This window comes from Mycolicibacterium chubuense, assembly GCF_001044255.1.
In the GTDB taxonomy this organism is placed as follows: Bacteria; Actinomycetota; Actinomycetes; order Mycobacteriales; family Mycobacteriaceae; genus Mycobacterium; species Mycobacterium chubuense.
Genome location: NZ_JYNX01000063.1, coordinates 53,442 through 73,350, shown reverse-complemented (window position 1 = coordinate 73,350; position 19,909 = coordinate 53,442). Strand labels below are relative to the sequence as shown.

At 71.1% G+C, this 19,909-nt stretch carries 20 protein-coding genes; 8 read left to right on the top strand and 12 right to left on the bottom strand.

Annotation, left to right across the window (positions count from 1 at the left end; translation table 11 throughout):
- Positions 1-18 precede the first annotated feature (18 nt).
- On the bottom strand, positions 19-1,603 hold a 1,585-nt coding region (locus tag MCHUDSM44219_RS23965), incomplete at its 3' end, for an Hsp70 family protein (protein WP_236695574.1).
- An 80-nt stretch (positions 1,604-1,683) separates the two neighbouring features.
- Here MCHUDSM44219_RS23965 and MCHUDSM44219_RS23960 point away from each other — a divergent pair.
- Positions 1,684-2,142 carry a nuclear transport factor 2 family protein gene (locus MCHUDSM44219_RS23960; RefSeq protein WP_048420769.1) on the top strand — a complete coding sequence of 153 codons (459 nt, stop codon included), beginning with the start codon at positions 1,684-1,686 and terminating at the stop codon, positions 2,140-2,142.
- On the opposite strand, the gene MCHUDSM44219_RS23955 is transcribed toward MCHUDSM44219_RS23960, so the two are convergent.
- Entirely contained in the window at positions 2,132-2,800 is a 669-nt protein-coding gene (locus tag MCHUDSM44219_RS23955) for a L,D-transpeptidase family protein (protein WP_048420768.1), read from the bottom strand. The genes MCHUDSM44219_RS23960 and MCHUDSM44219_RS23955 overlap by 11 nt on opposite strands.
- Positions 2,801-2,907: 107 nt before the next feature.
- Between MCHUDSM44219_RS23955 and MCHUDSM44219_RS23950 the strand changes: the two genes are divergently transcribed.
- Positions 2,908-4,401 (top strand): bifunctional phosphatase PAP2/diacylglycerol kinase family protein, encoded by a 1,494-nt coding sequence (locus MCHUDSM44219_RS23950; protein ID WP_048420767.1) that lies wholly within the window; start codon positions 2,908-2,910, stop codon positions 4,399-4,401.
- On the opposite strand, the gene MCHUDSM44219_RS23945 is transcribed toward MCHUDSM44219_RS23950, so the two are convergent.
- Positions 4,355-5,026: a phosphatase PAP2 family protein gene (locus tag MCHUDSM44219_RS23945; protein ID WP_048420766.1), complete on the bottom strand. Its 672-nt coding sequence runs from the start codon at positions 5,024-5,026 to the stop codon at positions 4,355-4,357. The genes MCHUDSM44219_RS23950 and MCHUDSM44219_RS23945 overlap by 47 nt on opposite strands.
- Positions 5,027-5,087: 61 nt before the next feature.
- Between MCHUDSM44219_RS23945 and MCHUDSM44219_RS23940 the strand changes: the two genes are divergently transcribed.
- Complete coding sequence (locus MCHUDSM44219_RS23940; protein WP_048420765.1) at positions 5,088-5,570, top strand: hypothetical protein; 483 nt, start codon at positions 5,088-5,090, stop codon at positions 5,568-5,570.
- 12 nt (positions 5,571-5,582) lie between these two features.
- Here the strand turns inward: MCHUDSM44219_RS23940 and MCHUDSM44219_RS23935 are convergent, their stop codons facing one another.
- Complete coding sequence (locus MCHUDSM44219_RS23935) at positions 5,583-5,870, bottom strand: CDGP domain-containing protein (RefSeq protein ID WP_048420793.1); 288 nt, start codon at positions 5,868-5,870, stop codon at positions 5,583-5,585.
- Between the two features lie 123 nt (positions 5,871-5,993).
- Here MCHUDSM44219_RS23935 and MCHUDSM44219_RS23930 point away from each other — a divergent pair, with 123 nt between their 5' ends.
- The 4 genes from MCHUDSM44219_RS23930 (at position 5,994) to cysC (ending at position 11,127) form a co-directional block, all read left to right on the top strand.
- Entirely contained in the window at positions 5,994-7,406 is a 1,413-nt protein-coding gene (locus MCHUDSM44219_RS23930) for a sulfatase family protein (RefSeq protein WP_048420764.1), read from the top strand.
- 52 nt (positions 7,407-7,458) lie between these two features.
- Entirely contained in the window at positions 7,459-8,259 is an 801-nt protein-coding gene (gene stf0 / locus MCHUDSM44219_RS23925) for a trehalose 2-sulfotransferase (protein ID WP_048420763.1), read from the top strand.
- Positions 8,256-9,185 (top strand): sulfate adenylyltransferase subunit CysD, encoded by a 930-nt coding sequence (gene cysD, locus MCHUDSM44219_RS23920; protein ID WP_048420762.1) that lies wholly within the window; start codon positions 8,256-8,258, stop codon positions 9,183-9,185. The genes stf0 and cysD overlap by 4 nt, the downstream gene beginning before the upstream one ends.
- Positions 9,186-9,267: 82 nt before the next feature.
- Positions 9,268-11,127, top strand: coding sequence for a sulfate adenylyltransferase subunit CysN (gene cysC / locus MCHUDSM44219_RS23915; RefSeq protein WP_048420761.1), 1,860 nt, complete (start codon positions 9,268-9,270; stop codon positions 11,125-11,127).
- Position 11,128: 1 nt separating this feature from the next.
- Here the strand turns inward: cysC and MCHUDSM44219_RS23910 are convergent, their stop codons facing one another.
- Positions 11,129-11,893: a trans-aconitate 2-methyltransferase gene (locus MCHUDSM44219_RS23910; protein WP_048420760.1), complete on the bottom strand. Its 765-nt coding sequence runs from the start codon at positions 11,891-11,893 to the stop codon at positions 11,129-11,131.
- A 46-nt stretch (positions 11,894-11,939) separates the two neighbouring features.
- Here MCHUDSM44219_RS23910 and MCHUDSM44219_RS23905 point away from each other — a divergent pair, with 46 nt between their 5' ends.
- On the top strand, positions 11,940-13,145 hold the full coding sequence (locus tag MCHUDSM44219_RS23905; RefSeq protein WP_048420759.1) for an alpha/beta hydrolase family protein: 1,206 nt from the start codon (positions 11,940-11,942) through the stop codon (positions 13,143-13,145).
- Here the strand turns inward: MCHUDSM44219_RS23905 and eccE are convergent.
- The 7 genes from eccE to MCHUDSM44219_RS23870 are packed head-to-tail and all read right to left on the bottom strand — an operon-like array spanning position 13,084 to position 19,908.
- Positions 13,084-14,052 (bottom strand): type VII secretion protein EccE, encoded by a 969-nt coding sequence (gene eccE / locus MCHUDSM44219_RS23900; protein WP_048420758.1) that lies wholly within the window; start codon positions 14,050-14,052, stop codon positions 13,084-13,086. The two genes, MCHUDSM44219_RS23905 and eccE, sit on opposite strands and share 62 nt — an antisense overlap.
- Complete coding sequence (gene mycP, locus MCHUDSM44219_RS23895) at positions 14,049-15,419, bottom strand: type VII secretion-associated serine protease mycosin (RefSeq protein WP_048420757.1); 1,371 nt, start codon at positions 15,417-15,419, stop codon at positions 14,049-14,051. The genes eccE and mycP overlap by 4 nt, the downstream gene beginning before the upstream one ends.
- 3 nt (positions 15,420-15,422) lie before the next feature.
- Positions 15,423-16,871 (bottom strand): type VII secretion integral membrane protein EccD, encoded by a 1,449-nt coding sequence (gene eccD, locus MCHUDSM44219_RS23890; protein WP_048420756.1) that lies wholly within the window; start codon positions 16,869-16,871, stop codon positions 15,423-15,425.
- Positions 16,856-17,713: an ESX secretion-associated protein EspG gene (locus tag MCHUDSM44219_RS23885; RefSeq protein WP_048420755.1), complete on the bottom strand. Its 858-nt coding sequence runs from the start codon at positions 17,711-17,713 to the stop codon at positions 16,856-16,858. Before MCHUDSM44219_RS23885 ends, eccD begins: the two co-directional genes overlap by 16 nt.
- Positions 17,714-17,722: 9 nt before the next feature.
- Positions 17,723-18,010 (bottom strand): WXG100 family type VII secretion target, encoded by a 288-nt coding sequence (locus tag MCHUDSM44219_RS23880; RefSeq protein ID WP_048420754.1) that lies wholly within the window; start codon positions 18,008-18,010, stop codon positions 17,723-17,725.
- A 27-nt stretch (positions 18,011-18,037) separates the two neighbouring features.
- Complete coding sequence (esxG, locus tag MCHUDSM44219_RS23875) at positions 18,038-18,331, bottom strand: type VII secretion system protein EsxG (RefSeq protein WP_048420753.1); 294 nt, start codon at positions 18,329-18,331, stop codon at positions 18,038-18,040.
- A complete protein-coding gene (locus MCHUDSM44219_RS23870; RefSeq protein ID WP_048420752.1) occupies positions 18,328-19,908 on the bottom strand; it encodes a PPE family protein in 1,581 nt (526 codons plus the stop codon). The genes esxG and MCHUDSM44219_RS23870 overlap by 4 nt, the downstream gene beginning before the upstream one ends.
- Between the last annotated feature and the right edge of the window lies 1 nt (position 19,909).

The following is a 19,909-nucleotide window of genomic DNA, read 5'->3' as shown; positions in this document are numbered from 1 at the left end:
CGAGAACGGAGAGCGGGNTCGTGGTCGTCGTCGTGGTCGTCGTGGTGGTGGTGGTGGTCGTCGTCGTGGGCGACGTGGTGGTGGTCGTCGGCACCGTCGTGGTGACCACGGGGCTCGGCGGCGGAGCAGCACTGGTGGTGACGGGCGGCGGCGGCACGTTCTCCTGCTGGGACACCGTCACCGTCTGGCCTTCGACGCTGGACGGGGTCAGTTCCCGGCTCAGGGGCGCGTTACCGGGCCGCGGCTGCTCCGGATCCGGGGTGTCGACGCTGGTCAGGGCGATGGCGACACCGCCGACGGCGATCAGCGCGATGGCCGCGACCAGCCCGAGCACCGACAGCGGCAGCCGCTGCCAGGGCTTGACGTCGTCGTCGGCGACGGTCTCCGGCGGGGTGCTGAGCCGGTAGGGGTTGACGGGCTCCCCGTCGGTGTCGGCGTAGGTGTCGGTGTCCTCACCGGACCACGGGACGACGTCGTCACCGGACGGATCGTCCTGCGACCAGGCCAGGGCGTAGGTCGAGGAGGTCGTCGAGGCGTCGGGCGGCGGCGCCACGGCGGGGGCGACCCACGTGGCCGTGTCCGCGGAGCGGCCGTAGGCAGCGAACAGCGCCGCGCCGACGGCGGCGTCGAGCGCAGGGCGCGGCGTCACCAGCACGCGGCTCGGGAGTGCGGAAAAGCGCTGCGCGACGGCCGGTATCGCGGCTCCCCCGCCGACGAGAACGATGGTGGACACCCTGCTCACATCGATGTCGTTGCGCGCCAACGTCGTTTCGAACACACCCACCAGTCCGTCGAGCGGACGGACGATCAGGTCCTCCAGCTCGTCGCGGGTCACCACGATGTCGCCGCGATATCCGGGCACGTCGACGCCGACGCGCGCCTCGGGCTGCAGCGAGAGCCTCTCCTTGGCGGTCCGACACTCCTCACGCAGACGCGCGAGTGAACCGACCGCGGCGGTCGCTCCGGTGTCGGCGGGGCTGCCGGGGAACCGCTCGAGCACGTGGGTGAGCAGGGTCTGGTCGATCTGGTCGCCGGCGAACTCGGCGAACCGCTCGGTGGGCCCGATCAGATCGAACGCCGCGGCGGCGTCGGCGAGGCTGACGCTCGTGCCGCTGCCGCCGACGTCGAGGACGGCCACCACACCACCGCGTTCCAGTCCCGGGTCGGCGTTGATCGCCGTCAGCGCCGCCACCGCGTCCGGGAGGAGTCGGGGCGCGGAGCCGGCCGGGGTGAGCGGACCGCCGGCGGTCAGCGCCTCGCGCAGGGCGCCCAGGGCGGCCGGACCCCAGTGCGACGGGACGGCGATCGCCACGTCGTCCGGGGACACCGCACCGGTGAGCCCGGCCATCGCTTCGAGCGCCTCGACGACGAGCTGCTCCGCCGGATACCGCGAGCCGTCGGCGGCGACCAGCGGCACCGGATCCCCGACACGATCGACGAATCCGGACAGCACCACACCGCCCGCATGCCCGGCCGGAAACCCGACCTCCGGGGCGGTATGACCGAAGACGGTCAGTACCGACCGCCTGAGCACCGGTGGACGTCCGACCCCTGCAGCGGCGAGGTTGGTGGTGCCGATCGACAACCCCAGCGCATCGCTCATGACTGCGCACACCTTAAACCGAGGCGCCGGTCGAGCGCATCAGACACTCTGCGCAACCGAAATGTGCTGCAATGACGGCCATGGGTGACATCGACGACATCAAAGCGGTCAAATACCGGTACCTGCGGGCGCTCGACACCAAGCACTGGGACGACTTCGCCGACACCCTCACCGAGGACGTGGTGGGCCGCTACGGGGAATCGGTCGGCGAGGAGCACCACTTCAGCACCCGTGACGAACTGGTCGGGTTCATGCGCAACTCGCTGGGCCCGGAGATCCTGACCGAGCACCGCGTCACCCACCCCGAGATCACCGTGGACGGCGACGAAGCCACCGCCACGTGGTACCTGCAGGACCGGGTGATCGCCCCCGATTTCAACTTCATGCTGATCGGTGCCGGCTTCTATCACGACCGCTACCGCCGGACCGAGCACGGCTGGAAGATCAGCGAGACCGGCTACGACCGCACCTACGATGCGTCGATGTCGTTGGAGGCGTTGAACTTCAAGGTGAAGCCGGGGCGCGCGCTCAACCTCTAGCGGAGGTGACGGCGATCATCGCGCCGGGCCGCAGCCATCGCATGATCTTCACCAGCGTCGCGTCCTCGATCGCGACGCAGCCCGCGGTCGGCCCGCCGTCGGTGCTGTGCACGAAGAACGCGCCGCCCTTGCCGGGGATCCGTTCCTTGTTGACGCCCATCACCACGGCGTGCGCGTACTGGGGGATGTCGAGATTCTCGGTACCCGAGCTGGGCGAGGTGTTGAAGCGGCAGTTCTCCCGGTCGCACACCTGCATGGTGTTGTAGGTCGGGCTCTTCATGTCGCCGTCCCACCAGTGGTTGGGACCCACCCGGATGTAGCGCAGGCCGCCACCAGGGTCGGGCTGGGTGCCGAACGAGAAGTCGAGGGTGTAGACGCCTTCGGGTGTCATCATCGACCCGTCGAAGTGGTTGGCCGACATACCTTTCGCGCCGATCTTGGCCGGGATGCCGACTCCGCCGGTGACGGGCTGCCAGCCGGCCGGGGTGCGCTGCCACACGTCTAGTGTGGCGTCGGATCCCCCGGTGCCCGTGACCGAGAGCACCTGGGTGGCCCCACCGACGGAACCGGAGAACCAGGGGTTGTAGGCGGCGTTCGCGGCGGGCGTCAGGACCAGGGAGATCGCCGACGCGCACAGCACGGCGAGCAGTCGGCGCATAGCCCTCATCGTCGCTGCCGAACAACATCGCCCGAATCACGGCGGGGACACGATCCGGTCGCGGTCGCTGAGGTTTGCCCTCAGGTCCCCTCGGCTACGTTGGCGTGATGGACCTACTGCCCTTCCGACCACGCCGCCGCGGAATCCGCCAGATCGGCCAGGGGCTGGGCACGCTGGACCGGGAGGTCTTCGAGGCCGTCGCGGAGTCGCCGAGCCCGCTGATCGACGCCGTGATGCCGCGGCTGACCAGAGCCGCCGACCATTCCAAGCTGTGGTTCGCGATCGCGGCGGGCCTCGCGGCGTTCGGCAACCCCTCCGTCAAGCGTGGCGCGATGCGGGGGGTGCTGACCCTGGGCGTGACCAGCCTGGTCACCAACCAGGGCGCCAAGCGGGTGTGGCGGCGGGAGCGGCCCAACCGGATCCTGGTGCCGCTGGCTCGCCAGACGCGCCGCGCGCCGACGTCGAACTCGCTGCCGTCCGGGCATTCGGCCAGCGCGGCGGCGTTCGCGGTCGGCGTGGGTCTGGAGAATGCGCCGACCGGGCTGGGGCTGGCGCTGCTGGCCGGCCTGGTCGGAATGTCCCGGGTGGCGGTCGGGGCGCACTACCCGGGCGACGTGCTGGCCGGCTTCGGGCTGGGCGCGGGCATCGCGGTGCTGGGCGCGCGAGTGGTGCCGCCGATCGTCGAGGAACGTCTCCCGGGCGCTGCCCCGCTGCGCCAAGACGCCCCCGAGCGGCCGCGCGGGGCGGGAGTGACCGTGGTGGTGAACCCTGCCTCGGGCAGTGGCACCGGCGCACGTGTCCTGGACGAGGTTCGCGAGGCGCTTCCCGACGCCGAGATCGTCGAGTTGGGCGAGGACGACGACGTGGCCGAGGTGTTCCGGTCGGCCGCCCGGCGCGCCGAGGTGCTGGCCGTCGGCGGGGGCGACGGCACCGTCGCGGTGGCGGCGAGCATCGCGCTCGAGGAGGACGTGCCGCTGGCGGTGCTCCCGGCGGGGACGTTCAACCACTTCGCCAAGGACATCGGCTGCGACACCACCGCCAAGACCGTGGCCGCGATCCAGCAGGGCACCGTGTCGTGCGTCGACGTGGTGTGCCTCAACGAGAAGCAGATGGTCGTCAACACGGCGAGCATCGGCGCCTACCCGCAGTTCGTGCAGACCCGGGAGAAGCTCGAGCACCGGATCGGCAAGCCGCTGGCCGGCATCTACGCGATGTTCCACACGCTGCGCCGGGACCAGCCGGTCCGCATCTCCTACGACAACCAGACGCTGCAGACGTCGCTGTTCTTCCTCGGCAACTCGATCTACCTGCCCTCGGGTTTCGCGCCGTCACGCCGCACCCGGATGGACGACGGCCTGATCGACATCCGGATCCTGGACACCGGCCGGCCGCTGGCCAAGCTGCGGATCATCGCGGCCCTGATGTTCGGCCGTCTGACGCGCAGCCCGCTCTACCGGGAACTGCGGGTCCCCGAGTTCTCGTTCCGATCGGTGGACGGGCCGACGGTGCTGGCCCTCGACGGGGAGGTCGGCACCGAGGTGACCGAGGCCAGCTTCAGCGTGCGCTACCGGGCACTGCCGGTGTTTCGTCCGGAACCGTGATGGGCCGCACCGGGCGCACCAGCAGGAAACACGCCACGACATAGGCATAGCCCAGCGCCCACCCGGCGATCACGTCCGAGGGGTGGTGCACGTTGAGGACGACGCGGCCGGCGCCGATCGTCACGATCACCGTCACACCGAGGGCGATCAGCCAGCCGCGCCTACCGGGGTCGACCAGGGGAAGCGCGACCGTCAGCAACGCGCAGACGGCGACCATGATGCCCAGCGCATGACCGGACGGGAACGACGACGACGCGGCGTGTACCAGCGCACCCGCCGGGCGCGGGCGGTCGACCAGGTTCTTCGCGATCTCGGTGACCAGCCCGCTCAGCTCGACACTGACGATGAGGAACATCGCGGTGCGCACATTGCGCCGGGCGAACGCGATCACGATGACGACGACGGTGACCAGCCGGAAGACCGTCGGGCCGAGCACCGTGCAGTAGACGTCCCACGCCCGGACCCACCCCGGATGTGCCTCGCCGATCCGCAGCAGCGGCGCCAGCGCTGCGTCGTCGACACGCGCCAGCGGTGCCCAGCCGGCGAGGTAGCCGACCAGCATCGCAGCGAAGACGCCGACCGCCACGACGGCGGATCCGGCGAGCAGGCCCCTGCGTGCATCCATCCGACCACGTCTACCACGGCTGGTCGACCGGCCGCCCCGGCCGCTGGGTTACCGTGCCTGCATGGCCGTGTTTCTTCGGAAGCTCCTGCGGATCGGCAAGCTGCCCTCCCAACTGCGCGCCGAGGTCGAGGCCGAGGGAATCCTGTTGATCGCCGAGTACGTCCCCGTCACGCGCCGCTTTCGCGGTGCGGTGCCCGGACTGCGGTCTTCCGGCAGCATCGCCAGCTACGTGGGCTCGCTGGTGCTGACCCGTCAGCGCGTGCTGGCCACACTGTCGACGGTGCCCAAGCTGGCCGGGCGCACCGTCGATCTGCGCTGGGACGCGCCGCAGTCCGGTGCGGTGACCGGCACGCTCGACGAGACCGGGCTGACCCTCGACGTCGACGTCGACGCCGTGGACCCGCGCTGTTCGGGCGAGCTGTCGCTGCACTACAAGGAGCCCATCCCGGCAGATGTCCTGGCCCGGCTGCCGCGCACCTCGCTGGCCTTCGACGTCCCGCCCGAGTTCGTGTTCCGCGCCGTCGGCGTGCCGTATCACCCGTAGCGCGCAGCGTCCTCAGTCGGCGAGGTGCACGGGCGGGTCGGAGAACGCGGCATCTCCGCCGACGCGGCCGGGCCCCATCACCCCGCACTGCTTCACCGGGACCAGATGCGTGCCGAAACCGCTGGGGACGACACTCGCGATGCCCACACACCGTTCCCACGAGCCGTCGGGCTGCACGGGTCCGTCGCACTTGCTGATGAAGGCGCCTCCGTACACGCAGCCGGCTCCGGCCGGCGCGGAGGTGATCAGCCCCGCCGCGATCAACAGGCCGGCCGATGCGCCGACGACGTAGCGCTTCATCATCGCTCCCCTCGCTGCGCCGTCGACGCTACCGGGTGGGCACATGCTTCTCGGCGATTTGCCGATAACCCCGATAACGTTGCCCCGGGCGACCGGAACTGACCGACACCGAAAGGACGACCTGTGGGTGAAGCGAAGCGGGACAACGTTCTGCTCGTGCACTGGCACGACCTCGGTCGCTATCTCGGCGTCTACGGCCACCCCGACGTGTCCAGTCCCCGGCTCGACGCGCTGGCCGCCGAGGGCATCCTGTTCACCGACGCCCACGCGACCGCACCGCTGTGCTCGCCGTCGCGGGGCTCGCTGTTCACCGGTCGCTATCCGCAGAGCAACGGGCTGATCGGACTGGCCCACCACGGCTGGGAGTACCGTGCCGGCGTGCGCACCCTGCCTCACATCCTCTCCGAAAATGGTTGGCATACTGCCCTTTTCGGGATGCAGCACGAGACTTCCTTCCCGACGAGGCTCGGCTTCGACGAGTTCGACGTGTCGAACTCGTACTGCGAGTATGTCGTCGAGCGGGCCAGGAGTTGGCTCGCCGATCCGCCGGAGGCGCCGTTCCTGCTCACCGCGGGCTTCTTCGAAACCCACCGGCCTTACCCGCACGACCGCTATGACCCGGCCGATCCCGCCACGGTGAACCTGCCGGAGTTCCTGCCCGACACCGATCCGGTGCGTCAGGACCTCGCGGACTTCTACGGATCGATCGCGGTCGCCGACGCCGCCGTAGGCCAACTGCTCGACACGCTGGCCGAGACGGGCCTCGACCGCACCACCTGGGTGGTGTTCGTCACCGACCACGGCCCGGCGCTGCCCCGCGCGAAATCCACGCTCTACGGCGCGGGCACCGGCATCGCGATGATCATCCGGCCGCCCCGCGACGCCGCGGTGGCGCCGAGGGTCTACGACGAACTGTTCAGCGGGGTCGACCTGCTGCCCACGCTGCTCGATCTGCTCGGCGTCGAGGGGCCCGCCGAGATCGAAGGGCTCTCCCACGCAAGGCATCTGATCGAGAACGCCACGCACACCGACCCGGTCCGCACGGCGGTGTACACCACGAAGACCTACCACGACTCGTTCGATCCGATCCGCGCGATCCGAACCAAGGAGTACAGCTACATCGAGAACTACGCGGCCCGGCCGATGCTGGACCTGCCGTGGGACATCGCCGACAGTGCAGCGGGCCGTGCGGTCGAACCGCTGGTGCAGACGCCGCGGCCGGAACGCGAGCTCTACGACCTCGCCGCCGATCCGACGGAGTCCCACAACCTGCTCGCCTCGCAGCCCGCCGACAAAGCGGAGGCCATCGACAAAGCGGAGGCCATCGGCAGCGACCTGGCGCTGATGCTCAACGACTGGCGGCAGAAGACGGGCGACGTCATCCCGTCGGACTTCGCCGGTACCCGGATCGCCGCCCGCTACACCGAGACCTATCTGCTGGTGCGTGATCTCGAAATCCCAAGTCGCAGAGCCAATGCCGCAGAACGCGGAATCGTCGACCAGCCGCGATCGGGGCAAGAGTTTCCCTCAGCGTGATTGCAAAACCCGAGGGTGCGCAGCGCTGAAATCTCAGGCTAAGCTCACGCGCATGTCAGCCCCGACGGCATATCTGGTGCTCGCGTCCCAGCGCAGCGGCAGCACCCTGCTCGTCGAGTCGCTGCGCGCCACCGGCGTGGCCGGTGAACCGGGCGAGTTCTTCCAGTACCTGCCGACCACCAGTCAGTCCCCGCAGCCGCGGCAGTGGTTCGAGGGCGTGCAGGACGAGTCGATTCTGCGGCTGCTCGATCCCCTGGACGAGGGCAAACCGGATCTCGCTCCACCGGAGATCTGGCGGGACTACATCCGCACCGTCGGCCGCACGCCGAACGGCATCTGGGGCGGCAAGCTGATGTGGAACCAGACGCCGTTGCTGCTCCAGCGCGCCGAAGGATTGCCCGACCGGTCGGGCACCGGGCTGCTCGCCGCGATCCGCGACGTCGTCGGCACCGATCCCGTCCTCATCCACGTCTACCGTCCTGACGTTGTCTCCCAAGCGGTTTCGTTCTGGCGCGCGGTGCAGACGCGGGTCTGGCGCGGCCGGCCCGACCCGGTGCGCGACGCGCGCGCCGAATACCACGCCGGCGCCATCGCCCACGTGGTCACGATGCTGCGTGCACAGGAGGCGGGCTGGCGCGCCTGGTTCGCCGAGGAGAACGTCGAGCCGATGGACGTGCCCTACCCGGTGCTGTGGCGCAACCTCACCCAGGTGGTGGCCTCGGTGCTGGAAGCCGTCGGCCAGGATCCACGGCTCGCGCCGCCCCCGGTGCTGGAACGGCAGGCCGATCAACGCTCCGACGAATGGGTGGATCGGTACCGCGCCGACGCGGAGAAGGAAGGCCTGCCCACATGAGCGCTGGGATCTCGGATACCTACGACACCGTCCACGTCGACGAACTGCGACTGCTGGAGGCCGAGGCGGTGCACATCATCCGCGAGGTGGTCGCCGAGCTGGAACGCCCGGTGCTGCTGTTCTCCGCGGGCAAGGACTCGATCGTGCTGCTGCGGTTGGCGGAGAAGGCCTTTCGGCCCAGCGCCCTGCCGTTCCCGGTGATGCACGTCGACACCGGCCACAACTTCCCGGAGGTCATCGAGTTCCGCGATCGGCGCGTGACCGGCCAGGGACACAAGCTGATCGTCGCGTCGGTGCAGGAATCGATCGACGCCGGGCGTGTTCCCGACCCCGGTCCGGGTGCCTCCCGCAACCGTCAGCAGACCCGCACCCTGCTCGATGCGCTCGAGGCGGGCGGTTTCGACGCCGCCTTCGGCGGGGCGCGCCGCGACGAGGAACGGGCCCGTGCCAAGGAACGCATTCTGAGCTTCCGTGACGAGTTCGGCCAGTGGGATCCCCGCGCGCAGCGACCCGAGCCGTGGTCGCTGTACAACGGCCGGATCCGCAAGGGCGAACAGGTGCGCGTCTTTCCGCTGAGCAACTGGACCGAGTTGGACATCTGGCGCTACATCGAGCTGGAGAACCTCGAGTTGCCGTCGATCTACTTCGCCCACGAGCGCGAGGTGTTCGAGCGCGACGGCATCCTGCTGGCCGTGTCGGAGTACGCCGGACCCACCGACGGGGAGACGGCAGCGGTCGAATGGGTGCGCTACCGCACCGTCGGCGACCTGACCATCACCGGCGCCGTCCGATCGCGGGCCACCACGATCGACGGCGTGATCGCCGAGATCTCCGCGGCCACGGTGTCCGAACGCGGGGAGACACGTGCCGACGACCGGACGTCGGCAGCGGCGATGGAGGACCGCAAGCGCGAGGGGTATTTCTGATGAGCGGGGCGAGCGGAGCGCAGCGGAGCGACGGGGAGAAGCCGGGGCGAGCGAAGCGCAGCAGAGCGACGGGGAAGACGGCATGACGACGCGTCAGTTGCTGCGGATCACCACCGCCGGGTCGGTGGACGACGGCAAGAGCACACTGATCGGGCGGCTGCTGCACGACACCGACAGCCTGCCGCTCGACCATCTCGAGGCCGTCACCGACGCCGAGGGCATCGCCGACCTGGCGGCACTGTCGGACGGGTTGCGCGCCGAGCGTGAGCAGGGCATCACGATCGACGTCGCCTACCGCTTCTTCTCGACCGACACCCGCAGCTACATCCTCGCCGACACCCCGGGCCACGAGCGCTACACCCGCAACATGTTCACCGGCGCGTCCAATGCGCACGTCGCGGTGCTGCTCGTCGACGCCAGGGCCGGGGTGCTGCGACAGACCAACCGGCACGCCAGGATCGCGAACCTGTTGGGCATCAAGCACTTCGTTGCTGCCGTGAACAAGATCGATCTGGTCGACTTCGACCGCGGACGCTTCACCGAGGTCGAGGCGGAGCTCCAGAAGGTGGCAGCGCGGCTCGGCGGCGCCGACCTCACCGTCATCCCGATCGCCGCCAAGCACGGCGACAACGTGGTGCACCGCTCGGAGCGCACCGGCTGGTACGAGGGTCCGACGCTGCTCGACTATCTGGAGTCGGTGGAGCTCTCGGCGCCGCACGCCGAGCCGCGCAGCCTGCGGCTGCCGGTGCAGTGGGTGTCGCGACCGACCCCCGAGCAGCGCCGCCGCTACACCGGGCGGCTCTCGGGCGGCACCCGGCAGGTGGGTGATGCGGTGCTCAGCCTGCCCGCCGGCACCCGGTCGACGGTCACCGTCGTCGACACCCTGGACGACGACCGCACCACCGCCGTTGCGCCGCTGTCGGTCTCGATCGAGCTGGCCGACGACATCGACGTCGGACGCGGCGACGTGTTCGTCAGCGGGGACGACGACGCAGCGCTGCCGGTGCTGGCCCGCGAGCTCGACGCGACCGTCTGCTGGTTCCGCGACAGCCCGCTGCGCGCGGGTGACCGGCTCGCGCTCAAGCAGGGCACCCGCACGGTGCGCGCCACCGTGCAGGCCCTGCATTCGCGGCTGGACCCCGAGACCCTCGACGACCTGGACAATCCGGTCGAGTTGGTGCTCAACGACATCGGCTCGGTGACGCTGCGGACCAGTTCGGTGGTGGTGGCCGATCCCTACGCCGAGAACCGCGACAGCGGTGCGTTCATCCTGATCGACGAGACCACCAACGACACGGTGGGCGCGGGTACCGTCTCCGAGCCCCGCGAGGTCAAACCCGGTGAGCAGACCCGCAACGACATCCGTTGGCACCCCTCGTCATTGGAGCGGGAATACCGGCGATCGGCGACCGGACAGCGGGGTGCCACGATCTGGTTCACCGGTTTGCCCGCGTCGGGCAAGTCCACGATCGCGGTCGCGGTGGAGCGCGCGCTGGTGGATTCCGGTCAGGTGGCCTACCTGCTCGACGGCGACAACATCCGCCACGGCCTGTCCGACGATCTCGGCTTCTCGGCCGGCGATCGCGCCGAGAACATCCGCCGAGTCGGTCATCTCACCCGGCTGTTCGCCGACGCGGGCGTCGTCGCACTGGCCTCGCTGGTGTCACCGCTGAAATCGGACCGCGAGATCGCCCGCGCGCTCAACGACGCCGCGAAGCTGCCCTTCATCGAGGTGTACGTGGCGACCCCGCGGGAGGAGTGCGAGAAGCGCGACCCGAAGGGTCTCTACGCGCGGGCCCGCGCCGGGGAACTGAAGGGCCTCACGGGGGTGGATGCTCCGTACGAGCCGCCCGAGGACGCAGACCTCGTGCTCGACACCACGGCAGCCGACATCGACGCCCTGGTCGCCCAGGTGATCGAGCTGCTCGATCAGCGCCGCTGAATCAGCGCACCTGCGCGACGACGAAGATCCGGCGGAACGGGAAGAAGGTCGTGCCGTCGGCCCGCCGCGGATAGGCGGCGGCCAGCATCGGGATCAGTTCGTCGCGGAACCGGTGCCACTGTTCCTCGGAGAGGCGGGCCCGTACGGGACGCAGCGAGGTGCCGTGGATCCACTCGAGCACCGGATGGTCGCCGGTCAACTCGTGCACATACGTGGTCTCCCAGACGTCCACCGCACACCCCGCATCGCTGAGCAGGTCCGCATAGCCGACCGGTGTGCGCACCACCTCGGGCGTGTCGAAAGGCAAGTCGTGCAACAGTTCTGCCCAGTGTGCGCGGTGGGCGAGGTCCCGCACCGCGGTGTGGGACGGGGCCTCGAAGTTGCCCGGCACCTGGACGGCGATCCACGCTCCGGAGCCCAGTTGTCCGGCCCACCGGACGAGTAGCTCGGGGTGCTCGGGCACCCAGTGCAGCGTCGCGTTGCTGATGACGACGTCGGTGTCAGGCGTGGGAGCCCAGTCCCGGACATCCCCCACGCGGGCGTCCACCCCGCGACCGCGGGCCGCCTCCACCATCTCCGGCGAGGAATCCCAGGCCTCGACCACCGCGTCCGCCCAGCGCGTCGTCAGATCGGCGGTCAGATTGCCCGGCCCGCAGCCCAGGTCGGCGATGCGCCGGGGTGCGTCCGCCCCCACCCGTGCCAGCAGGTCGTAGAACGGCCGACCCCGATGGTCGGCGTAGGCGAGGTAGACGGCGGGGTTCCACATCGTGACAGTGTGGCAGTGCCGGTGTCGGCGCGGTTAGCATGCTCGCGTGGACTCCACCGTCGCGTCCCCGCAGGAACCCGACGAACTGCCGCTGCCGGTTCCCGACATCCCCGGCGCGGACGCGACCCGGCGCGGACTGCCGCGCAGGGTCGACCTGACCCTGCGGCAACGGCTGATCGTCGACTCGTCGGCGCTCGCCGACGTGGCGCTGCGCACCTCGATCGCGTCGCTGCTCAGCGTCACGATGGCACCGTCGGTGGCCGGCGCGCTGCGACGCTCACAGTCGGCCGCCGAGCGCGAGCACCTGGCGTTCTACGCCGAACTGGCCGCAGCCAAGGACCCCGAGCTGGCGTTCCCGGCTCCCACGTCGCCGCCGCGAGTGGCGTCCCGCCCGGCCAATCCGGTGGCCGAGTGGGTGGCGCACGGCAATGTGCGCAACATCCGGTTCCACAGCAGCTTCACCGCCGTGAACCCCGCGCTGCGCGAGCAGTGCGCCGGGTTCGTCCGCAACAACGTCGTGCATGCCCAGCACTGGCGCCACGAGGACGGCCCGCGGCCCACCCTGTGCCTGATCCACGGGTTCATGGGCTCTGCATATCTGTTCAACGGTCTGTTCTTCTCGCTGCCGTGGTTCTACCGCTCGGGCTACGACGTGGTGCTCTACACGCTGCCGTTCCACGGCCGCCGCGCCGAGCAGTACTCCCCGTTCAGCGGGCACGGCTTCTTCGCGCACGGGTTCGCGGGCTTCTGCGAGGCGATGGCGCAGGCCGTGCACGACTTCCGCTCCGTGCTCGACTATCTCGAGCACACCGGGGTGGACCGCATCGCCCTGACCGGAATGTCGCTGGGCGGGTACACCGCGGCGCTGCTGGCCAGCGTCGACGACCGCATCCAGGCGGTGATCCCGAACGTGCCCGTCGTGATGCCCGATCGCACCGTGGACGAGTGGTTCCCGGCGAACAAGGTCGTGGCGCTGCGGAACCGGCTCGCCGGCACCGATTCGTCGCTCACCGAGGCGGCGCAGATGTACTCGTCACCTCTGAACTACCGGCCGCTGCCCGCCAAGGAGCGGCGGCTCATCATCGCCGGTCTCGGCGACCGGCTGGCACCGCCCGAGCAGGCCGAGATCCTGTGGAAGCACTGGGACCGCTGCGCCTTCCACTGGTTCCCCGGCAACCACGTGCTGCACGTCAGCCAGCCCGACTATCTGCGCCGGATGACGCGCTTTCTCGGTCCGTTGATGTTCGACTGAGCTGCGGACCGATGGGCCAGTGCAGATCCGCGAGCACCGCGGGCGGCACCTGGACCGGCGCGGCCGACAGCCGGCGCCCGGACGCGGGGCGCATGGCGGTGAGCGCAGGAAGATGCACACCGCGCTCGAGCGCAAGGCCGGGCAGCACGGACCCAGCGTCCGGCTTCTCGGGCGTGCGTACGGCGCAGGCCACGGTGACCTCGGGATGCGTTCTGCCGCCGGTCAGTTGGAGCACCGTCCAGACCTCCGTGGATCCTGAGGCCCACAGTGCGGCCAGCGTGTCGGCCAGGTCGTCGTCGGCGGCGATGCGGTAGGCGGCCAGAACGCCCTGGTCGTCACGCATCCCCCGCCACGTCTCCACCGCCTGCGCCGACACGGGCCCGACGGGGGCCTCGTCGACGACGACGTGCCAACCGAGTTCGCGCAGATGGTCCGCGAGGCGACGGGCCGCCACCGCCACCGTGTCGTGCACCGGGATCGATGACGAACGCGCCTGCAGCGCAGCGATGTTGCCCGCTGCGGCGAGGGTGAGACCGATCCAGCTGGTACGGACCCCTCCGAGGTCGCGGCTGACCACGCGCACCGTGTCGAGGCGGACACCGTAACGGTCCAGGTATGCGGCGACGATGCGCACGGGCAAAGCGGTCACCTCGCCGGATCGCACCCGCAGCGCGACCGTGGCGGACTCCGGGGACGGGCGACCGGACGCGTCATGACCGCGCCTGCGCCACAGCGCGATCCGCCGGCCGAGCAGCGTGGTCAGGAACAGTCCGCGCCACCGGGCGAACACCACGGCGACGACAGCCACGGCGGTGCCGAACAGCCACCAGTCGACGGTCGACCGCCACGGGTAGGCCATCGCTGCCGGGAGCACGGCGATCAGCGCCAGGGTGAGCCGGACGATCATGATGTCGCGTCCTTTCGTATCGCACGGATACCGATCGCAAGGAGCACCAGGAGAATCAACACGCCCACACCGCTGAACGCGACGATGGAGGGTAGCGGATCCCGCGGTGGGGGCGGGGCGGGCGCGGCCAGTTGTCTGACGGCGGCGCCGGCGGTGACCGGTGCGTCGACCGGCACGTCCCATGTCAGTGCCGCCACCGGGTCGACCACTCCGGCACCGACGAGGTTCGACGGCGACCGTGCCGCGGCTCGTGCGGTACCGGTCAGCCTGCTCGTCACCTCGTCGGCGCCGAGTGCAGGAAACCTGCTGCGCAGCAGCGCCGCAACGCCGGCCACGTACGCGGCGGCGTATCCCGTGCCGCGAGCGGGGGTCAGTTCGTCGCCGGTGGGGAGGCCGTTGGCCAACCCGAGCGCCGGGTCGTTGCTCACCGAGGTGATGTCCTCGCCGGGTGCGGCGATCCCGATCCACGGGCCGGCCGCAGTGAAGGGGGACGGGCGGCCGTCGGCCGTGACGGAGCCGACCGTCAGCACGTAGGGCTGCCACCAGGCCGGCACCGACAGGCTCGACACACTGTCCCAGTTGCGCGGGTCGGACGGTCGGGCCGGATCGCTGAGCGGATTGGCCTGGCACGCAGCGGCTTCGGTGTCCCCGGCGGCGGCGACGATCACCGCGTCCCTGTCGACCGCCGCGTACCGCAGCGCGGCACCCAACTCGGCCTGGTCGATGTCCCGGTCGGCGGGCAGGCAGATGGCCGTGGGAATCGTGATGACGCGTGCGCCCAGATCGGCGGCGCGCACCACCGCACGGGCGAGGGCCTGCACCTCGATGGTCGCCCGGGCCAGGGCAGGGTCGGCTCCCGTGGCCCGCGGGGAGTACCTCGGCGAGTTCTGCCGGATCGACAGGATCCGGGCCGCGGGTGCGACCCCGGAGAAGCCGTCGGGCCCGGGCTGTCCCGCGATCAGGCCGGCCACCAGCGTGCCGTGCCCGTCGCAGTCGGTGAGACCGTCGCCCGCGGCGACGAAGTCCCCGCCCGGATCGACCTCCGGCAGCCGCGGACCCGGTGTCACGCCGGTGTCGATCACGGCGACGAGTTGACCCTCTCCCCTGCCGTGTTGCCACGCGTCGGACAGGTTGAGCAAGAACGGGTTCCGCGCCGTCGCGGCTGGATCGGTTCCGGGGATCACCCCGCTGCCGGCGCAGGCGCTGCGCTGTTGCATCCCGCCGACCGGCCCCGGGGTGCCGCTGGGCGGGGTGGCGCCCGGATCGACCTGCGGCGGCGGCACCGCCCCGGCCGGTGGCGCGGCCGCCGCGAGCGCCAGCACCACCGCCAGCGCGGCGCCGGACCGTCGAAATCCCCTGCGCACCATGATCTAGAAGCCGTTCACGACCCAGGTGAACAGGCCCACGAGGTACGCCATCACCGGGATCAGGGAGGCGTCCAGGCCCGCAGCGACGAACCCCAGCAGCCGCCGCGCGGGCAGCGAGTACGTGTCGGCCCGGGTGATCCGCGGATTCAGTGCGGCCACCACCCACGCCGCCACGAGTCCGGTCAGCACGGCGAGCGTCCACCAGGCCGCCACCTCGTGACCGGTGACGGCGAACGACACGAGCACCACGGTCGTGATCAGGAACGCGTGCCCGAGCAGCCAGGCCTTGCACACGGCGGAGTCCCACACGCGTGCCCGCAGCGCTGCGGCCGCCGCCACCGCGACCACCAGGTACCACGCCCACGCAGAGGGGTCACCGCCGTGGAACGCCGGCCACAGCAGCGCAACCGACCCGGAGACGGCGAGCAGCACGCCTGCAGCCAGGAATCCGGTCTGGTGCGCATCGGTCGCGCGGACGCGGCGCGGCAGGTCCTCGAGCACCCGCAGTGGCAGTGCGGACGGCGCCGGGTCGCCGGGCGCGGGAAGCGTGGGTACCGGGAGGCGGGCGCAGAACGCGGACAGCTGCGCGGCCTGCACCGTGAGGAGCAGCGCGGCCAGGATCAGGGCGCACCCGAGCTCGGTCGGCGGCAGCGTCCACAGTGCGGCGGCGGCTGCGGCGGGAAGCGCGCCCAGCGCCGTCGCGGCGGTGGCGGTGAACAGCGCCAGGGCCCGCTCCCCCAGCGTGATGCTGATGATCGACCAGGCGGCCACACCGGCCGCGCCGAGCACGACGGCCGAAGGACCGAAGTCCCCCGGCACCGCCAGGGCGAACGCGGCGCCGACCGGTGGCAGGGCGGCGACGGCCAGCGCCGTACCCAGCCGCGGTGCCCGCGGTCTCGCCATCAACGCCGCCACGACACCGGCTGCCGCCACGGCGGCCACGACGAACAGCCCGACCGCCTCCCCGGTGGCCACGCGGTGCGCCGCCGCGAACGCGGTCGCGATCAGCATCAGGCCCGTCACCGCGGCGGTGGCGCCACGCCGGATGTGCGCAGTGCCCCAGTGCCGTTCGCGGGAGGCCGAGAAGATCACCGCCGCGTCGGCGATGTCCTCGACGATCCGCGGTGCCGGCGGCCCGACCGGGACGGGTTGCAGTGCCAGCAGATCCCCGTCGACCACACCCACGGTGGTCAACGTCGCGTCGAGACTGAACGGGACGCCGCCGATCGGCGCCAGGCTCACCGGCGCGGCGGCACCCGCGGCGTCGTCGACCGGAGCGACCAGACGCTGCACCGCCGGGAGCAGTTCACGCAGAGGCAGTTCGGCGGGCAGCGCGATGTCGGTCATCCGCGCGCCCCCGCCGTCGTCGGTGGTGAGCACGGCGACACGCACGATCGGCATCACCGCGTTGCGAGATGTGGCGATGCCGTCGTCGGCTACAGCGGAGGACATGGTTGCTTCTGCCTTTCGTCGAAGTCTCGAGTGACGGGGTGGTCGGGAAACCACGGCCCGTCGGGAAGTTCGGCGGTCAGGCGCTCGACCGCGGCCGCGATCGCCGGGGCGGTACCGGGCGCGAACGTCGAGATCCATTCGCCGTCGAAGGCTTTCGAGGGGCTGACCAGGACCCGCCCCCGTGCGGTGTCCACAATGCTCACGCCGACGTCGGTGCTGACGCGGTGGCCGTCGCGGTGCTGCCCCGCGATCACCTCCACCGACGTGCCGGCGTTCTCGAACGCAGCCACCACCACCGGCCGTGCGGATGGCGGGATGCCGAGGTGGTCCAGCAGGGCGTGGACCGGGGCGCCGTTGCGGATCTTCTGGTCGGCCGCGGCGCCGGCGCGCGCCGGCAGCGAGAACGGGTCGAAGCGGGCGGGCGGCGCACCGGTCAGTCCGGCCGTCAGCGCCGGCACCAACGCCTGCGGGTGGTCGACGTCGACTGCGCTGAAGGTGACCAGGCTGCCGCTGCGCAGCGCGACGACGGTACCCGAGGCGTCGCGGACGATGATGCCGCGCAGCATCGCCGCGCGACGAGCGACGCACCGGAGCTCCAGCCACTCAAAAGGGTGACACACCAACCGGATCCAGCGTTCCACCGACGGCTCGACCGTGCTGTCGGGGCGGAGCACCCCCATCCGGCGCAGCGTGTCGGTGTGGTGCCTCGCGAACTCCGCGCGCTGCGACAGATCGGTGTACGGCGGCGTGATCGCGAGCACCCACGGGAAGGATCCGGCACCGAGAACGTCAGCGAGAAACCAGGCGCTGTCGGCGCTGAGTTCGACGGCGTCAGTGCCCACGAGCCCGGTTCAGCCCCACTTGGCACCCTCGGCCTGGTCGCGCGCCGCCATCGAGGTGGTGTTCATCTCGTGCGTGTTGGCCATCGCCTGGTACGCGCGTACCAGCTCTTCGAGGCTGGTGTTCCACTGCGCCTGCCAGGCCTGGTAGGTCATCCCGGTGTCCCCCTGCCAGGCACCCCGCAGCGCTGCCTGCTCACTGGCGACGTCCGCGCCGACAGCGTGCAGAGCGCCTGCGTAGCCGGACATCTCGCCCGCATGGGCCAGCATCGCCGGGTAGTTGTACATGATCTGCGACATGGCGGTTCTTCCTCTCGTCCGGGCGGGTCAGATGGCGGTGTAGGTGCTCGCGGCGGCGGCGTCCTCGGCGACATAGGACCCGGCTGCGTCCCCGACGTTGGCCTGCGCGAGGTCGAGCAGGGCGTTGATCTTCGCCGAGACCTCGACGAAGCGTGCGTGTGCGGCCTGGAACGCGGCCGAGGACTCGCCCATGTGGAAGGCCTGGGCGGACTGCGCCGCCTGCTCGGCCTGGGCGATGGTGCTGCGCATCAGTGCCGCCTTGGCACCGAAGGCGCTCTCCGAGGCGATCAGCTGCGGAATGTGAGCGTCGAGCAGGCTCATGGGTTTTCCCTTCGGTGGTGGTGGTATTCCTCGGGTGGAGGTTCGTCGGCCGCCGGGTCCCACGACGCCGGCAGCATCGGGCTCGTGGGGCCGCCGCCGAACGGGTCGCCGGCCAGCGTGGTCAGACCGGCCGCCCCGACCGCCTCGGCGTCGAGGGTGCCGGCGAAACCCATCGGCCCTGCCCCGCGCGAGGAGGCGGTGACCTGCGGCTCGTCGGCGCGGGCATCGTCGCGCCCGGGTCCGTCCTCGGCGTCGAGGTAGGCATCGGCGTACCCGCGGCCCACCACGTCGTCCTTCTGCCGGCGGCGTCGGCGGCGCCGCTCGGCGGCAGAGGCGGCGATGCCTGCCGCGGCCGCGGGGATCGTGGCAGCGGGAGCCTGCGCGCCGGTGCGGTCACGCACCGTCGGGGTGAAACCCCCGCCCGGATCCTGACCGGCGACGACGTAGGGCACGAAGGGCGCAGCGGCGGCGGCCGGGGCGGCGGCGGTCGAGACCGGGCCGCCGGTCACCGTGTTCACCACGGTCGCCGCCGTGCCCGCCGGCGCGGGCGAACCGAACGCCAGCGGGGTCGGCTGCTGCTGCTCGGCACGGCCCGCGGGCGCCTGGGTGGCCGGCGCCTGTTCGGCGGGGGCGTCGGCGGGAGCGGCGGGCAGCTGGTCGAGGAGCTGCGCACCGACGCCGAGCACGATGGCCAGCGTGGTGGCCGCCAACGGCAACAGGAACAGCGACGGGTACAGGATCGAGGCGCCGATCCATGACACCGCCTGGTAGACGACGGCCAGCAGGAACGGCCCCCAGGTCACCAGCGCCTGCGCGGGGTTGGTGAGGAAGTCGGTGATCAGCGCGATGGTGTTGCCGATCGGGTCGCGCAGGAAGTCGAAGATCGGCTCGAAGAGGAACCGCAGGATCTCACCGTAGGCCCGGATGAGGTCGGCGATGATGTCGCTGAGGTCGAACGCCGCACCGGCCTGCGCGGCCTGCACCTGCGCGGCGGCACCTGACGTGTCGGCCGCCGCACGGCCTGCTTCCCCCACGCCGGGCAGGAGTATCGACGGTGCCGGCGTGGAGGTCGGGGTCGCGGCCAGTGCGGCGCCCGACACCGCCTGGTAGGTGCCCATGGTGGTGGCGGCCTGGATCCACATGCGCACGTAGTCGGCCTCGTTGAGCGCAATCGGAATCGTATTGACACCCAAGAAGTTCGTGCCCACCAGCACGGCGTGTGTGGCGTGGTTCAGTGCCAGCTCCGGCAACGTCGGCATGGTGGCCACCGCGCTCGCGTAGGCGGACGCGGCGGTCTCGTGCTGCGCGGCGGCGGCCGCACTATCGGCGCTGCGTTGCGCGAGCCAGGCCAGATAGGGCGTGTGTGCCGCGACGTACCGTTCCGAGCTCGGCCCCTCCCAGGCACCCGTCTGCACGGTTGCCAGGACCTCGGTCAGTTCTGCTGCCGCAGTGGCATATTCGACGCTCAGGGAATGCCATGCCGCCGCCGCGGCGAGCAGCGACCCCGGACCGGGTCCGCTGCTGAGCAGCGCCGAGTGCACCTCGGGCGGCAGCGCCATCCACACGGGGGCGGTCATG

Excerpts from the sequence above, each read along its gene's own strand:
- MCHUDSM44219_RS23960 (WP_048420769.1), top strand. The coding sequence starts at position 1,684 with ATGGGTGACATCGACGACATCAAAGCGGTCAAATACCGGTACCTGCGG.
- MCHUDSM44219_RS23955 (WP_048420768.1), bottom strand. The coding sequence starts at position 2,800 with ATGCGCCGACTGCTCGCCGTGCTGTGCGCGTCGGCGATCTCCCTGGTC.
- MCHUDSM44219_RS23950 (WP_048420767.1), top strand. The coding sequence starts at position 2,908 with ATGGACCTACTGCCCTTCCGACCACGCCGCCGCGGAATCCGCCAGATC.
- MCHUDSM44219_RS23945 (WP_048420766.1), bottom strand. The coding sequence starts at position 5,026 with ATGGATGCACGCAGGGGCCTGCTCGCCGGATCCGCCGTCGTGGCGGTC.
- MCHUDSM44219_RS23940 (WP_048420765.1), top strand. The coding sequence starts at position 5,088 with ATGGCCGTGTTTCTTCGGAAGCTCCTGCGGATCGGCAAGCTGCCCTCC.
- MCHUDSM44219_RS23935 (WP_048420793.1), bottom strand. The coding sequence starts at position 5,870 with ATGAAGCGCTACGTCGTCGGCGCATCGGCCGGCCTGTTGATCGCGGCG.
- stf0 (WP_048420763.1), top strand. The coding sequence starts at position 7,459 with ATGTCAGCCCCGACGGCATATCTGGTGCTCGCGTCCCAGCGCAGCGGC.
- cysD (WP_048420762.1), top strand. The coding sequence starts at position 8,256 with ATGAGCGCTGGGATCTCGGATACCTACGACACCGTCCACGTCGACGAA.
- cysC (WP_048420761.1), top strand. The coding sequence starts at position 9,268 with ATGACGACGCGTCAGTTGCTGCGGATCACCACCGCCGGGTCGGTGGAC.
- MCHUDSM44219_RS23910 (WP_048420760.1), bottom strand. The coding sequence starts at position 11,893 with ATGTGGAACCCCGCCGTCTACCTCGCCTACGCCGACCATCGGGGTCGG.
- eccE (WP_048420758.1), bottom strand. The coding sequence starts at position 14,052 with ATGATCGTCCGGCTCACCCTGGCGCTGATCGCCGTGCTCCCGGCAGCG.
- mycP (WP_048420757.1), bottom strand. The coding sequence starts at position 15,419 with ATGGTGCGCAGGGGATTTCGACGGTCCGGCGCCGCGCTGGCGGTGGTG.
- eccD (WP_048420756.1), bottom strand. The coding sequence starts at position 16,871 with ATGTCCTCCGCTGTAGCCGACGACGGCATCGCCACATCTCGCAACGCG.
- MCHUDSM44219_RS23880 (WP_048420754.1), bottom strand. The coding sequence starts at position 18,010 with ATGTCGCAGATCATGTACAACTACCCGGCGATGCTGGCCCATGCGGGC.
- esxG (WP_048420753.1), bottom strand. The coding sequence starts at position 18,331 with ATGAGCCTGCTCGACGCTCACATTCCGCAGCTGATCGCCTCGGAGAGC.
- MCHUDSM44219_RS23870 (WP_048420752.1), bottom strand. The coding sequence starts at position 19,908 with ATGACCGCCCCCGTGTGGATGGCGCTGCCGCCCGAGGTGCACTCGGCG.